At 64.6% G+C, this 15,237-nt stretch carries 14 protein-coding genes; 9 read left to right on the top strand and 5 right to left on the bottom strand.

All coding sequences use genetic code 11. The features are described from left to right. Positions 1-64: 64 nt before the first annotated feature. Together BKG76_RS03525 and BKG76_RS03520 are read right to left on the bottom strand one after the other, a co-directional pair. Positions 65-2,095: an NADPH-dependent 2,4-dienoyl-CoA reductase gene (locus tag BKG76_RS03525; protein WP_070936009.1), complete on the bottom strand. Its 2,031-nt coding sequence runs from the start codon at positions 2,093-2,095 to the stop codon at positions 65-67. Then, positions 2,088-2,654 (bottom strand): PadR family transcriptional regulator, encoded by a 567-nt coding sequence (locus tag BKG76_RS03520; protein ID WP_070936007.1) that lies wholly within the window; start codon positions 2,652-2,654, stop codon positions 2,088-2,090. The genes BKG76_RS03525 and BKG76_RS03520 overlap by 8 nt, the downstream gene beginning before the upstream one ends. Positions 2,655-2,797: 143 nt before the next feature. On the opposite strand from BKG76_RS03520, the gene fdxA (BKG76_RS03515) reads away from it, so the two are divergent. The 8 genes from fdxA (BKG76_RS03515) (at position 2,798) to BKG76_RS03480 (ending at position 11,456) form a co-directional block, all read left to right on the top strand. Beyond that, complete coding sequence (gene fdxA / locus BKG76_RS03515; protein ID WP_070936005.1) at positions 2,798-3,115, top strand: ferredoxin; 318 nt, start codon at positions 2,798-2,800, stop codon at positions 3,113-3,115. A 180-nt stretch (positions 3,116-3,295) separates the two neighbouring features. After that, a complete protein-coding gene (fdxA, locus tag BKG76_RS03510; RefSeq protein ID WP_070913320.1) occupies positions 3,296-3,622 on the top strand; it encodes a ferredoxin in 327 nt (108 codons plus the stop codon). Then, entirely contained in the window at positions 3,619-4,734 is a 1,116-nt protein-coding gene (gene dapC / locus BKG76_RS03505; RefSeq protein ID WP_070936003.1) for a succinyldiaminopimelate transaminase, read from the top strand. Before fdxA (BKG76_RS03510) ends, dapC begins: the two co-directional genes overlap by 4 nt. Positions 4,735-4,764: 30 nt before the next feature. Continuing rightward, entirely contained in the window at positions 4,765-6,732 is a 1,968-nt protein-coding gene (locus BKG76_RS03500; protein WP_070936001.1) for an ArnT family glycosyltransferase, read from the top strand. Positions 6,733-6,863: 131 nt separating this feature from the next. Continuing rightward, positions 6,864-8,534 (top strand): L-glutamate gamma-semialdehyde dehydrogenase, encoded by a 1,671-nt coding sequence (gene pruA, locus BKG76_RS03495; protein ID WP_070936837.1) that lies wholly within the window; start codon positions 6,864-6,866, stop codon positions 8,532-8,534. Beyond that, on the top strand, positions 8,527-9,492 hold the full coding sequence (locus tag BKG76_RS03490) for a proline dehydrogenase family protein (protein ID WP_070935999.1): 966 nt from the start codon (positions 8,527-8,529) through the stop codon (positions 9,490-9,492). Before pruA ends, BKG76_RS03490 begins: the two co-directional genes overlap by 8 nt. A gap of 15 nt (positions 9,493-9,507) precedes the next feature. Further along, positions 9,508-10,899, top strand: a complete 1,392-nt coding sequence (locus tag BKG76_RS03485; protein ID WP_070935997.1) for an acyl-CoA synthetase — start codon at positions 9,508-9,510, stop codon at positions 10,897-10,899. Further along, a complete protein-coding gene (locus BKG76_RS03480; RefSeq protein ID WP_070935995.1) occupies positions 10,896-11,456 on the top strand; it encodes a DinB family protein in 561 nt (186 codons plus the stop codon). The genes BKG76_RS03485 and BKG76_RS03480 overlap by 4 nt, the downstream gene beginning before the upstream one ends. 11 nt (positions 11,457-11,467) lie before the next feature. On the opposite strand, the gene BKG76_RS03475 is transcribed toward BKG76_RS03480, so the two are convergent. After that, a complete protein-coding gene (locus tag BKG76_RS03475; RefSeq protein WP_070935993.1) occupies positions 11,468-12,433 on the bottom strand; it encodes an SGNH/GDSL hydrolase family protein in 966 nt (321 codons plus the stop codon). A gap of 7 nt (positions 12,434-12,440) precedes the next feature. Continuing rightward, positions 12,441-13,388, bottom strand: coding sequence for a 2,3,4,5-tetrahydropyridine-2,6-dicarboxylate N-succinyltransferase (dapD, locus tag BKG76_RS03470; protein ID WP_070936836.1), 948 nt, complete (start codon positions 13,386-13,388; stop codon positions 12,441-12,443). 23 nt (positions 13,389-13,411) lie between these two features. Between dapD and dapE the strand changes: the two genes are divergently transcribed. Then, a complete protein-coding gene (dapE, locus tag BKG76_RS03465; protein ID WP_070935991.1) occupies positions 13,412-14,488 on the top strand; it encodes a succinyl-diaminopimelate desuccinylase in 1,077 nt (358 codons plus the stop codon). Here dapE and BKG76_RS03460 read toward each other — a convergent pair. After that, on the bottom strand, positions 14,478-15,218 hold the full coding sequence (locus BKG76_RS03460) for an AraC family transcriptional regulator (protein ID WP_070935989.1): 741 nt from the start codon (positions 15,216-15,218) through the stop codon (positions 14,478-14,480). The two genes, dapE and BKG76_RS03460, sit on opposite strands and share 11 nt — an antisense overlap. Positions 15,219-15,237: the final 19 nt, after the last annotated feature.

The raw sequence follows: 15,237 nt of genomic DNA, 5'->3' as shown, positions 1-15,237 counted from the left end.
AGCGTGAAGTTATTGCGGCAAATCGACTGAATTCCCGCAATAACTTCACGCTCGCGGCGGGTGTTTACAGCTTGGCGGCGAGCTCGGTGCCCTGTCTGATGGCGCGCTTGGCGTCCAGTTCCCCGGCCAGTGCCGCACCACCGATCACGTGGGCGGTGACACCTGCTTCCTTGAGCACGTCGTCGAGATCGCGCACCGACTCCTGGCCCGCGCAGATCACCACGTTGTCGACCTCGAGCACGCGGGGATCCTTGCGCTCCTCGCCGAAGCTGATGTGCAGCCCGGCGTCGTCGATCTTTTCGTAGTTGACCCCGGCGAGCTCGGTGACCTTCTTGGCCTTGAGAGAAGCGCGGTGTACCCAGCCGGTCGTCTTACCCAGTCCCTTGCCGAGCGATCCCTTCTTGCGCTGGCACAAGTACACCTCGCGAACGGCCGGAGCCGGAATGGGTTTCGTGAGTGAGCCACGGGCATCGTGTTCCTCCGAGATGCCCCACTCGGCGCGCCACTCCTTGAGGTTCAGGGTCGGTGATTCGTCGATGGTCAGGAACTCCGACACGTCGAACCCGATGCCGCCCGCGCCGACCACCGCCACCCGCTTGCCGACGGGTTTGACCTGCTTGATGACCTCCGGGTAGGAGAGCACCATCGGGTGGTCGATGCCCGGGATGGCGGGAACGCGGGGTTTGACGCCGGTGGCCAGGATGACATCGTCGAACTTGCCGGCGATCAGCTCCTGCGCATCCACTCTCTTGTTCAAAAGCACTGTGACGCCGTGCTTCTTGAGCATCGTGGTGTAGTACCGGATGGTCTCGTTGAACTCTTCCTTGCCGGGGATCTTGCGGGCCATATCGAATTGGCCGCCGATCTCGCCGTTGGCCTCGAACAGCACCACCTTGTGTCCCCGCTGTGCCGCGGTGACAGCTGCCGCCAAACCGGCAGGACCCGCTCCGACGACGGCAATCTTCTTGGTGTGCCGGGTCGGCAGCAGTTTGAGTGTCGTCTCGTTACCGGCCCGGGGGTTGAGCAGGCAGCTGGCCTTCTTGTTCACGAACGAGTGATCCAGGCAGGCTTGGTTGCAGGCGATGCAGGTGTTGATCTCGTCGGCATGGTCGACCGATGCCTTGTTCACCCAGTCCGGATCGGCCAGCAGTGGCCTGGCCATCGAGATCAGTTGCACCTGACCGTCGTTGAGGATCTGCTCGGCGGACTGCGGCATGTTGATCCGGTTGGATGCCATCACCGGGATGCGGACTTCTTGGGCGACCTTGTTGGAGAGGTCGACGAAGGCGTTCTGTGGCACCGAGGTGACGATGGTGGGCACGCGTGCTTCGTGCCAGCCGATGCCGGTGTTGATGATCGTCGCGCCTGCCGCTTCGATCTCCTTGGCCAGGGCCACGATCTCGTCCCAGGTTTGACCGTCGGGCACATAGTCGGCCATGGAGAGCCGGTAGCAGATGATGAAGTCCGTACCCACTGCCTTGCGGACGGCCTTGACCACCTCGACGGCCAGCCGCCGTCGATTCTCCGGGCTGCCGCCGAACTCGTCGGTGCGGTTGTTGGTGTAGGGCGCCAGGAACTGGTTGATGAAATAGCCTTCGCTGCCCATGATCTCGACACCGTCGTAGCCGGCCTTCTTCGCCATCTTGGCGCTGTGCGCCCAGTCGTCGATGGTCTGCCAGACACCCTTGGTGCTCAGCTTGCGCGGCTTGAAGGGGGTGATGGGGGATTTCTTGGCGGAGGCGCTCACCGAGAACGGGTGGTACCCATAGCGTCCCGCGTGCAGCAGCTGCACGATGATCTTGCCGCCGTTCTTGTGCACCGCGTTTGTGACGATCCGATGTCGGTATGCCTCAAGGGAAGTGGTGAGCTTTCCGGCCAGCGGCTTGAGCCATGCGGCGCGATTGATGGCGTATCCACCGGTGATGATCATGCCGACGCCGCCCTTGGCGCGTTCGGCGAAGTACGCGGCCAATGCCGGAGTGTCCCAGGGGAAGTCCTCCAGGCCGGCATGCATGGATCCCATGACAACTCGGTTCCTGAGGGTGGTGAAGCCAAGGTCCAAGGGGGACAGCAGGGTTGGATACGGATTACTCATGATTCTCGCTTTCAGTCCGGGCTGGGACATTTGGTCTGGACAATGCCGAAATCATTTCGTCGCACCAATCGGTGAACCCCTCCTCCATGCGGACACCTCCGCGTAGGACGAGATATTGGTGCAGGGCCGCGCCGGTGAGCTGATCCGGAGCGGGAAACTGGCGCTTTTCCATTTCGCGGTACTTGTCGAGCATGACGGCGTGTATGTCGCGTTGGACGCGGATGTGTTCGACCACCATGTTGATGTCGCCGTAGGTGCCCGCACGGATCTTGAGGGCGAGATCGCGCATATCGGTGCCCTCGGTGCTGTTGACCCATCGGGATAACTCGCGATAGCCGAGCTCGGCGACGGTGTAGACCTTCTTGGCCGGTCGTCCTTCTTGGTCGACGACCTTGCAGTGCAGCCAGCTGTCGTCTTCCATGCGGCGCAGAGTCCGATAGATCTGCTGGTGGGTGGCGCTGTAGAAGTATCCGATCGAGCGATCGAATCGGCTCGTGAGTTCGTAACCCGACCCGTTCTGCTCGGCCAGGGACAACAAGATCGCGTGGGTGAGTGCCACGGCAGCATGCTGACACGAAACGGGACCCCTATGCAACTTGTTGCAGTGCAACAGTCTGCATACAAGATTCAGTTAAGTGTTGCCATTAGTAACTGTAACTGTTAGAAACGTATAACTGGCCGGAATGCGTCGGGAGGTCTTTCGTGACATACGTGATCGCCGAACCATGTGTTGACGTGATGGACAAGGCGTGTGTCGAGGAATGTCCCGTCGACTGCATTTACGAGGGTGCCCGGACGATGTACATCCATCCCGATGAGTGCACCGATTGCAATGCGTGCGAACCGGTTTGCCCCGTGGAGGCGATCTGCCCCGAGGATGATGTGCCCGGCGAGTGGAGCGGTTACGTGCGCGCCAACGCGGACTTCTTCGCCGACCTCGGTGTGACGTCGAGCGCCCGCAGGACCGGCAAGATCGATCGCGACGCACCGCTCGTCGCGCAACTCCCACGCAAGGGCTGAGCGCGCCTGCTGGACGCCGGACCAAGTTAAGCGTTAAGCTAAGTACCTGTAACTGACGGATACGGCTAGATTGCCTCGACGGGTTAGGGCAGCCTGTGTCGAGAGGCACATCGAGGGACCGGGATACTGGCCGCAACGCATGAACTGGACATCAACGCAGGAAATATCGAGGAGACCTTCGTGACCTACACGATCGCGGAACCGTGCGTCGACGTTATGGACAAGGCATGTATTGAAGAGTGCCCCGTCGACTGCATCTACGAGGGCGGGCGGATGCTTTACATCCATCCCGACGAATGCGTGGACTGCGGTGCGTGCGAACCGGTGTGCCCGGTGGAGGCCATCTTCTACGAGGACGATGTGCCAGACCAGTGGACCGGCTACATCCAGTCCAACGCCGATTTCTTCGTCGATCTGGGCTCACCCGGTGGCGCCGCGAAGGTGGGCAAGACCGAATACGACCCGCCGTCGGTCAAGGAGCTTCCGCCCATGGGTGAGGGACACTGAGCTCGCTAGCGGATCGGCGCGTATCGTCCTCTCTCCCTGAGTTTCCGTGGGACACCATCGCCGATGCCAAGGCGACGGCTGCGGCGCACCCCGAGGGGATCGTCGACCTTTCGGTCGGCACCCCCGTGGACAGCGTGGCCCCGGTCATACGCGACGCGTTGGCCGCGGCCAGCGATCTGCCCGGGTACCCGGCGACCGCGGGCACGCCAGCATTACGGCAGGCCATTCGTGACGCGGTCACTCGGCGATACGGCGTTGTGCCGCTGGCCGACAACGCCGTGCTGCCGGTCGTGGGCACCAAGGAGCTCATCGCGTGGCTGCCGACCCTGCTGGGGTTGGGTGCCGACGACCTGATCGTCATCCCCGAATTGGCCTACCCCACCTACGAAGTAGGCGCACGCCTGGCGCGGGTACCGACAGTTCGGGCGGACTCGCTGACACAACTGGGGCCGCAGCATCCGACCCTGATCTACCTGAACTCGCCCAGTAACCCGACCGGTGCGGTACTGCCGGTGGAGCATCTGCGCAAGGTGGTCGAGTGGGCGCGCGAACGCGGTGCTCTGGTGGTTTCCGACGAGTGCTACCTCGGTCTCGGGTGGGAGGCGGACCCGGTGTCGGTCCTCGATCCCCGGGTCTGTGACGGCGACACCGCTGGGCTGTTGGCCGTGCACTCGCTGTCCAAGACCTCATCGCTCGCGGGGTACCGGGCCGGATTCGTGTTGGGTGACGCCTCGGTGGTTGGCGAGCTGCTGGCGGTGCGCAAGCACGCCGGGATGATGGTGCCTGGACCGGTGCAGGCGGCGATGACCGCCGCCCTGAGCGAGGACGAGCATCAGCGCGATCAGCGCGCCCGCTATGAGCATCGCCGCGGCAGGCTTTCGAAGGCTTTGACTGACAACGGATTCCGGATCGATCACTCCGAGGCCGGCTTGTATCTGTGGGCCACCCGGGGCGACTCCTGTGACGATGCGCTGGCGTATCTGGCGCAGCGCGGGATTCTGGTGGCGCCCGGTCGGTTCTATGGGCCGCTCGGTAAGGAACATGTGCGCGTGGCGCTCACCGCGACCGATGAGCGCATCGACGCCGCTGCGCACCGCCTGACTGCCAGCTGATCCACAGCATCGCTTCGGTACCTTCGGTGCGTGCTGACGACCACCGAGCCCGAAGCTGCCCCTCTGACCGCATCACGAGAACGAATCGCACTCTGTGCCTTGTTGGTTGGCACAGCAGCGCTCTACCTGTGGAATCTATCGGCGAACGGCTGGGCCAACGAGTTCTACGCGGCGGCCGTGCAGGCAGGGTCGGTGTCGTGGAAGGCGTTCATCTTCGGTTCGTCGGACGCGGCCAATTCGATCACCGTCGACAAGCCGCCGCTGTTCCTGTGGCCGATGGAACTCAGTGTCCGGCTGTTCGGCTTCAACTCCTGGTCGATGCTGGTGCCCCAGGCACTCATCGGTGTCGCGGGGGTGGCCTTGCTGTGGTGGACCGTCCGTCGCAATGCCGGGCCTACGGCGGCGTTCATCGCGGGCCTCGTGCTGGCTCTGGTTCCCATCTACGCGTCGATGTGCCGGTACAACAATCCCGAACCGATGATGCTGCTGCTCATGATCGCCTCGGTGTGGGCGGTCCTGGAGGCGGTGCGGGACGGCCGGATCCGTTGGCTGGTGCTCTCCGGACTGTTCGTGGGGCTCGGGTTCCTCACCAAGCAGCTCGAGGCGTTGATCACGGTGCCTGCTCTCGGGGCGACGTATCTGCTGTGTGGTCCACCGGCTCTGGCGGTCCGGCTGCGTCAGCTCGGTATCGCCGCCACGGCGGCGATCGTCGGGGGCGGCTGGTGGGTGGCACTTGCCGAACTGTGGCCGGTTTCTTCGCGACCATGGATCGGCGGTTCGCCGTCGAACTCTTTTCTGGAGTTGACATTCGGCTATAACGGCCTGGATCGGATCACCGGCAAGCACGCGGGGAACAGCCCCATGGCGTCACTGGCGAAGGACAATCCGCTGGCCTCCCAGCAGGGCTTCGGGCGCATGTTCAGTTCGATCATCGGCGGCCAGATCAGTTGGCTGCTGGCCGCGGCGCTGGTACTCACCGTCACCGCCGCGGTCGTGCTGCGCAAGGCGCCGCGGACCGATCTGGAACGTGCATGTGTCATCGGCTTCGGCGGCTGGCTGTTGGTCGTCTGGCTGCTCTTCGATTTCATGACCGGCAAGGGCGGCATGTTCAGCCCGTACTACACGGTGGCGCTTGCTCCTGCCATCGCCGCTCAGGTAGGTCTGGGCGCCGCCGTCGTGTGGCGCCATCGTGAGACACGCTGGGCACGAGGGCTTTGTGCGGCACTGGTACTCGGGACCGGTGTGTGGGCGGTGGTCGTGTTGGCCCGAGAACCGGGGTTCGTGCCGTGGTTGCGATGGGTGATTGTGGCGGTTGCCATTCTGGCGGCGGCGATCTGGATGAGCGGCCGTTATCGTGAGGCTGGTGTGGTGGCCACGGCGGTGGCCGTGCTGGCGGGCCCGCTGGCATTCTGCGTCGATACCACCGGCCACGGCACCCACGGGGGATTGCCGCTGGCGGGACCGACGGCGGCGCACGTCGATTTCTTCCGGGCGATGAAGCAGGCCGCCAAAGACGCAGGCGAGCACAAGGAGTCCAAGGCGACACCGGCGCTGGCCGCGATTCTGAAGGATGCGCCCAAGGATGACGACCGGACACAGCAGAACACGCCCGATCCGGACCTCACGGCGTATCTCGAACACGATGCGGGCCGCTACACCTGGATGGCGGCGGCGGTACGGTCCAACACGGCCGCGCCCTATCAGCTGACATCCGGGCGCCCCGTCATGCCTGTCGGTGGGTTCACCGGTCGGGATCCCTTCCCGGCCTTGGCGCAGTTCCAGGACTATGTTGCGCGGCACCAAATCCACTTCTTCGTCGTGGAACGTCTGGCGGCACCGCCTAAGGGTGACAGTCAGCCGGACGTGTCCACCGCCATCACCGAATGGGTGGAACGAACCTTCACGCCCCGTGGATTCCATGGTGTCGCGGTTTTCGACCTCACCAGCCCCGCATCGGTTCCGGCCGACCTGACGGTGCCCGTGCCCGTCGATCCCTAGCGATACATAGGTCCGCTACCACACGTAACGTCCCGCCGGAATTTGGCGTTACCTGAGGTTTCCTTGCGTGTTTCCCGCGCAATCTCCTCTAATGCTCGACACCCATGGGTGAACAGGACGATGCTTGGTCCATGGATGCCATCACCAATGTGCCGGCTCCCGCCAATGAGCCCGTGCTCACCTACGCGCCGAACACTCCCGAACGCGATCGATTGGCGACGGCACTGTCAGACCTGACCGCGACGCCGATCGATCTGCCGCACGTGATCGGTGGGGTGCGCCGGATGAGTGCCGGTGAACGCATCGACGTGGTGCAGCCGCATAACCACCGTTCCGTGCTGGGTACCGTCACCAATGCGGGTCATATCGAGGCCCGTGACGCGGTAGAGGCAGCCATCGCTGCCAAGAATGATTGGGCAGCACTGCCTTTCGATGACAGGGCAGCGGTCTTCCTGCGAGCCGCGGATCTATTGACCGGCCCGTGGCGTGCCACACTGAATGCCGCCACCATGCTCGGGCAATCGAAGACTGCCTACCAGGCCGAGATCGATTCGGCCTGTGAGCTGGCCGACTTCTGGCGGTTCAATGTCCAGTTCGCGCGACATATCCTCGCCGAACAACCCAGCAGCGGTGGTGGGGCGTGGAACAGAATGGAGTACCGCCCGCTGGAGGGCTTCGTCTACGCCATCACGCCGTTCAACTTCACGGCGATCGCGGGAAATCTGCCCACGGCGCCAGCGCTTTTGGGAAACACGGTGGTATGGAAGCCGTCCGTCACACAGGCTTTCGCCGCGCACTTCACCCTGGAGCTCCTCGAAGCGGCCGGACTGCCGCCCGGTGTCATCAACCTGGTCAACGGAGACGGCCTCGCGGTGTCCGATGTGGCACTCGCCGATCCGCGTCTGGCGGGCATTCACTTCACCGGCTCCACCCGCACGTTCCAGCACCTGTGGCGTGAGGTCGGTACCAACATTGACAGCTACAACACCTACCCGCGGCTGGTCGGTGAAACCGGCGGCAAGGACTTTGTCGTCGCACATGCCTCGGCGCGCCCGGATGTGCTGCGCACGGCCCTTATTCGCGGAGCCTTCGACTATCAGGGGCAGAAGTGTTCCGCCGCCTCCCGCGCCTTCGTGGCGCGGTCGGTGTGGGATCGGATGGGCGACGAATTTCTCGATGCCACCTCGGCTCTGACCTACGGCGACGTCACCGACCTCTCGAACTTCGGCGGCGCCGTCAACGACGCGAAATCGTTCAAGCGCAACGCGGCCGCCATCGATCGCGCCAAGAGTGCTGGGGTGACGATCGCCGCGGGCGGTGAATACGACGACAGCCAAGGGTATTTCGTCCGCCCGACGGTGCTGCTCTCGGATGATCCGACGGATGAGGCATTCTCCACCGAATACTTCGGTCCGATCCTGGCGGTGCACGTCTATCCCGACGACGACTACCAGCGCATCCTCGATGTCGTCGACACCGGTTCGCGGTACGGACTGACCGGTGCGGTTATCGCCGATGATCGTCAGGCGGTACAGACGGCCAGTGACCGGCTTCGTTACGCGGCGGGAAACTTCTATATCAACGACAAGCCCACTGGTGCGGTCGTCGGCCAGCAGCCCTTCGGCGGGGGCCGGGCGTCGGGCACCGACGACAAGGCCGGATCGCCGCTGAATCTGCAGCGTTGGCTGTTGCCCCGGTCCATCAAGGAAACCTTCGACGCTCCAACGGAACACCGATATCCGCATATGGATGATGATCCGGGTGCGGGAAGACCGGTAGCGGGGGAGCGTGAGGATGGCTGAGTGGTTCGGGAAGACGGCCAGGCCGGCCATTCTGGCGGCCAGCAGGTCGGCGCGGCTGCGGCATGCCGCCGAACGGATGCCACTGACCCGGCAGGTGGTGCGCCGCTTCGTCCCCGGTGAATCTCAGGAGGATGTGCTCGGGGCAAGCACCGTGCTGCTGGATTCTGGGCGGTTCATCTCGATTGACTACCTCGGCGAGGACACCACCGACAGCGGGCAGGCCACCCGCACGGTATCGGCTTACCTGTCGCTATTGGATGCGCTGGCCCAGCGCAGTGACACCGTGCATACCGGTGTCCGGCCATTGGAGATCTCACTCAAACTGTCCGCGCTGGGGCAGGCGTTGCCGCGTGATGGGGAGCGCATCGCCCTGGAAAATGCGCAGCTGTTGTGCGCCAAGGCGGATCAAGCCGGAGTGTGGGTCACCGTCGATGCCGAGGACCACACCACCACCGATTCGACCCTGGGCATCGTCCGTGAACTGCGAGCCGACTTCCCGTGGCTGGGCACCGTGCTGCAGGCATATCTGAAACGCACCTACGCCGACTGCGGTGACCTGTCAGGCAAAGGCTCGCGCATTCGGCTGTGCAAGGGTGCCTATGACGAACCCGCGTCCGTCGCGCACCGGGACCCGGAAGACGTGGACGTCGCGTACTTGCGCTGCCTGCGCGTGTTGATGGAGGGCGACGGGTACCCGATGGTGGCCTCGCACGATCCCGCCATCATCGAGGCGGCGACCCTGATGGCACGCGAGACCGGCAGGGGTCCCGGCGATTACGAGTATCAGATGCTCTACGGGATTCGTGATGCCGAGCAGCGCCGGTTGAACGCTGAGGGCCACCATATGCGGGTGTATGTGCCGTTCGGTGAGGAGTGGTACGGGTACTTCGTTCGACGTATCGCCGAACGCCCCGCGAACATGACCTTCTTCCTTCGTGCATTGGTCCCGGGAGGCTAGCTTTAGGCTGGCTTCATGCTGCTGAAGTCCCTTCACCCCAAGTCGCCAGATCTCGCGGACGCGGTCCGCATCGGTGAGGACAGCTGGGGGCGCGCCGACCTGGTGGGCGCCGCGACCGCAGCTGCTGAGCGCATCGGCGGTGCCCCGGGACCGATCGCAGTGCTCGCCCGGCCAAGCATCGACACGGTCCTGGCGGTGGTCGCCGGACTCATCGCCGGTGTTCCGATTGTGCCGGTACCGGCAGACGTCGGCGTGGCGGAACGCCGCCACATCCTTGCCGACAGTGCTGCGGTGGCCTGGCTGGGCGAATCACCGGACGAATCAGAGGGATTGCCGCATGTGCCGGTGCGCCGGCACGCACGGTCGTGGCATCAGTACTCCGAACCGAACCCCGAGTCGACGGCGCTCATCGTGTACACCTCGGGGACCACCGGCGCGCCGAAGGGGGTGCGGCTGAGCCGGCGTGCGCTGGCCGCCAGTCTGGACGGCCTTGCGGACGCATGGGCATGGACACCCGACGACGTTCTGGTGCATGGACTTCCGTTGTTCCATGTGCACGGGTTGGTTCTCGGCTTACTCGGGTCACTGCGCGTGGGAAATCGGTTTGTGCACACCGTCAAACCGACACCCGAGGCCTACGCGGCGGCGCAAGGCAGTCTGTACTTCGGCGTGCCGACGGTGTGGTCCCGGATGGTGGCCGATGAATCCTGCGCTCGCACATTGTCTGCCGCGCGGCTGCTGGTGTCGGGCAGTGCGCCACTGCCGGTGCCGGTTTTCGACGAGTTGTTGCGGCTCACCGGACATGCGCCGATTGAGCGCTACGGTGCTACCGAAACCGTCATCACGCTTTCCACGCGCGTCGATGGGGAACGGCGCGCCGGTTGGGTTGGTCACCCATTGACGGGTGTCCAGACTCGGCTGCTGGGGGAGGACGGTTCCGCGGCCGCTCACGACGGGGAAACCGTTGGCCAGCTACAGGTTCAGGGACCCACATTGTTCAGCGGCTATCACAACCTGCCCGAGAAGACGGCCGAGGTGCTCACCGAGGACGGGTGGTACCGCACCGGTGACGTCGCCGTCGTCGATGCCGAGGGGATGCACCGCATCGTGGGACGCGAATCGGTTGACCTCATCAAATCCGGCGGCTACCGAATCGGTGCCGGTGAAATCGAGACCGTGCTGTTGGGGCATCCCGGGATCGTGGAAGTCGCGGTGGTCGGAGTGCCCGACGATGACCTGGGACAACGGATTGTCGCCTACGTTGTCGGCGACGTGACCGAAGATGACGTCATTGGCTTCGTGGCGCAACAGCTCTCGGTGCATAAGCGCCCCCGTGAGGTGCGCCGGGTGGATGCGCTACCCCGGAATGCCATGGGCAAGGTTCTCAAAAAGGAGTTGATCAGGTGAACGTGACCGAGGAGGTCGTCGACCAGATCAACTGGCACTGGACATCTCAACTGCGGCCCCGCTTCGACGGGCTCACCGATGACGAATATTTCTGGGAACCGGTGCGGGGTTGCTGGAGTCTGCGGCCGCGTGGCACCGCGACCACACCGCTGCAGGGCGGCTCGGGTGACTACGTGATCGAATTCGCGGCTCCGCCAACCGAACCCGTGCCCGTTACCACCATTGCCTGGCGACTCGGCCACATCCTGGTTGGCGTGCTCGGGGCGCGGATCACCAGTCATTTCCCGGACAATTGGGCCGGGCCACCCGTCGATTACCTGACCTACGACTACCCGGTGACCGCGGCCGATGCCCTGGAACGCCTTGACGTCATGTACGCGGCATGGCGGGACGGCGTGCTCAGTAAAGACGATGCCGCGCTGGCTTTGCCGGTCGGGCCGGCCGAGGGGCCGTGGGCCGAGAAACCGTTTCTGACGCTCGCGCTGCACATCAATCGCGAGCTGCTGCACCATGGCGCGGAGATCGCGCTACTGCGCGACTTGTACGCCTGGCGGTAGTGTCGCGGAACCTATTTCGTGTTGAGGGCCTTGTTGATCCCGGCAGCGATTGCGGTCATCGCGCGCAACGTGGGGTGGTAGGCCATCGGACCGTAGTTCAGTGGCGTTGCCGAGAACGTGTAGCCGTAGACCCAGGGATCCCTGGAACAGATATCGTGACCGCGGGTGAGACCGGCAGCGGATACCAGCAGCGATCCGGTAGCGCGAGCGGCTTCCTCCGTCTTGGTGACAAGTGTTTTCGCCAAGACGCGTGCGCGGTCGAATTGAGCGTCGGTGATCGGCATTTTGTCCGGGCAGTATCCGGTATCGGGTAGGACAGTCGTGTAGTTGACATAGACGACAGTGGCATTCGGCGCTCGCCGGTGTGCCTCGCGGCCGATCTCTTGCAGGCTCGCGCCGACCTGCGCCACAGCCCTGTCGACCTCATCGTCGGACCTGACGTCACAGACACTCAGCCGCCACGAAAACGACAAGGCGCTGGGATCTTTCGCGCAGGACCAGGCGAAGAGGTTTGGCAGATAGTAGATATCGTTTCCGCCCGCGGTGATGGTGACAAGTGTGGTGTCGCTGCGGATCGCATCGAGCTGGGGCGGCTGAAAGTACTGCCCACCGTGCAGAACGTTCTGTGCGGTGGCCCCCGAACAGGTGACGTCGGTCAGGTCGAGGTGACGCAGCCTGGCCAGCTGATGGGCGTAGTTGTTGTCGGACCGGATGCAAAGGACCGGGCTCGTCGGATCACGGCTGGGCACTCCCGGACCCGCCCCGAACGAACTCCCCAGGGCGACGTACTGGTGGTTGCCTGCGGGGGCCCGCTTGCCCTGATATGCGATCAACGCGGTTGCGGTGCCCATCACCATGAGAACCGCGACGATGAACGCGCCAAAGATCTTCAGCGAGAGCAGTAATCTCCGCACCAGCGGCGACCGTTGTGCCGGGCCTTGTGAAGGCGAGTCGGTCTCTTCCGGCGACGAGGACATTGCGGAACTAGTTGGCGTGTAGCGCCGCGTTCAGCTCGAACGCGCCACCGTCACGCGAGACCACCTCAACCGCGCCGGTCTGCGAATTGCGCCGGAACAGCAGGTTGTTCCCGCCGGAGAGCTCCAGCGCCTTGATGGTCTTGCCGTCGGGCGTGGCAACCTTGGTGCCCGCCGTGACGTACAGCCCGGCCTCGACAATGCAGTCATCGCCCAGGCTGATGCCCACGCCCGAGTTGGCGCCGAGCAGCGAGCGCTGGCCCACCGAGATGACCTGGCTGCCACCGCCGGACAGGGTGCCCATGATCGATGCGCCACCGCCGATGTCGGAGCCGTCACCCACCACGACACCGGCCGAGATGCGACCCTCCACCATGGAGGCACCCAGCGTGCCGGCGTTGAAGTTCACGAAGCCCTCGTGCATGACGGTGGTGCCGGGCGCCAGGTGCGCGCCCAGGCGTACCCGGTCGGCGTCGGCGATACGCACACCCGTGGGCACCACGTAGTCGACCATGCGCGGGAACTTGTCGATGCCGAAAACCGTCACCACACCGCGCCCACGCAGTCTCGCGCGGACCGTCTCGAATCCCTCCACCGCGCAGGGGCCGAAGTTCGTCCACACCACATTGGTCAGCACGCCGAACAACCCGTCCGTGCTGGCGCCGTGTGGCTGGATCAGTCGATGCGATAACAGGTGCAAACGCAGATAGGCGTCATAGGCATCAGCGGGTTTGTCGCTGAGCGCGCCAATGGTGGTGCGCACCAACACCTTCTCCACACCACGATCTGGGTCCGAGCCGGCCAATCCGGACAGCTCGGTGGGTGCTTCTGGCTCGAAGATTCGCTCGGTACCCGGGGTGCCGGGGGTATCGGTCAATTCGGGCGCCGGGAACCAGGTATCCAGAACCGATCCGTCTGCCGCGATGGTCGCCAGGCCAAGTGCTACTGCTCCGCTCACGGTGTACACGCTAGCCTGAATCGATGGCGCTCGAACTCGCTGGTGACCCGATAGCCCTGACGGCTGCCCTGGTAGACATCCCCAGCGAGTCCCGGAATGAGACCCTGATCGCCGACGCGGTCGAGGTTGCCCTGCGGGAACAGACCACCGGATTCGAGGTCATCCGCAACGGCAACGCGGTGCTGGCCCGCACCAACAACGGCCACGCCACCCGGGTGATGCTGGCCGGACATCTCGACACCGTGCCCGCCGCCGACAACGTGCCCAGCCGTTGGGAACGCGGGGAGGGCGGCGACATTCTGTTTGGCTGCGGCACCGTCGACATGAAATCCGGTGACGCCGTCTTCCTGCACCTGGCCGCCACCGTGACACCCCGCGTCGACCTGACACTGGTCTTCTACGACTGCGAAGAGATCGAGTCCTCGGCCAACGGACTCGGCCGCATCGAACGTGAGCTACCCGAGTGGCTCGACGCCGACCTCGCCATCCTGGGTGAGCCCACAGCCGGACTCATCGAGGCCGGTTGTCAGGGCACCTTGCGCGTGGTGATCCGTGCCGCGGGCACCCGTGCGCACTCGGCGCGATCCTGGCTGGGGGACAACGCCATTCACAAGCTCGGTGCCGTTCTGGACCGGCTCGCCGCGTACCGGGCACGTATCGTCGATATCGACGGCTGCGAGTACCGTGAAGGACTGTCGGCCGTACGGATCGACGGGGGCGTCGCCGGCAACGTCATCCCCGACGCGGCGGCGGTTACCGTCAACTTCCGGTTCGCGCCCGATCGCAGCCCGCAGCAGGCACTCGCGCACGTCCATGAGGTCTTCGACGGGCTTGATGTCCAGATCGAACTCACCGACTCCGCTGCTGGCGCCCTGCCGGGCCTGGATCGGCCCGCCGCCGCCGAATTGGTCGGCGCGGCAGGGGGAGTGGTACGTGCAAAGTACGGCTGGACCGATGTGTCCCGATTCGCGGCGCGCGGTATCGCCGCGGTCAATTACGGGCCGGGTGACCCCAACTTGGCGCACACCCGCGGCGAGCACGTTCCCGTCGAGCAGATCACCGAGGTCACCGAGGTACTCCGCCGGTACCTCAGCGTGTGACCGGCGCGGCGTACATCCCCGGCGTCTGGCCGAGGGTGCGCCGGTACACGTCGATGAACGCGCTCGGTGTGGCCCAGCCGCACTGGTGCGCCACATAGGTCACCGGCCGATCCTCGGCGAGCAGCCGTAACGCGTGATGAAGGCGGATCTGGGTTCGCCACTGCGGATACGTCATGCCCATATCGGTGCGGAACAACCTCGTCAGCGTGCGCTCGCTGGCACCTACCCGCCGTCCCAGATCGGCCACCGTCCACACCTGGGTGAGGTCTTCTTCCACCAACGCGCAGGCCTCGGCCAAGCGTTCGTCGTGTGCGGTGGGTAGCTTGAGCGCCTGCTCCGGGCTGTGCCGCAGCTGGTCGATGAGGACGACACGCAACCGTGCGACCTCGTCCTCGGGTAAGTCACCGGGCGCGGAACAGGTGATGATCAGCTCGCGCAACAGCGGCGACACCGCGATGACGGTCGGGGTCGCCAGCTCCACGCGGTACATCTCGGGATCGAAGCCCACGGAATGAAACTCGGTGGGGCCGTAGAATCGATGTTGATGCCCGGCCCCCGCCGGTATCCACAGTGCCCGGTTCGGCGGGGCGATCCAGGTTCCGTCATCGGTGGTGACCGCCAGCACGCCGCTGGCCGGATACACGATTTGGTGATCCTCGTGCCAGTGATGCTCGATGCGGTGCCCGCCGGCCACCGACATCACTCCGGTGATGTGGCGGTTAATCAACACAAGATGGCATTTTATCGGA

It is taken from the genome of Mycobacteroides franklinii (assembly GCF_001853795.1).
In the GTDB taxonomy this organism is placed as follows: domain Bacteria; phylum Actinomycetota; class Actinomycetes; order Mycobacteriales; family Mycobacteriaceae; genus Mycobacterium; species Mycobacterium franklinii.
This window is presented reverse-complemented; position numbering and strand designations above follow the sequence as displayed.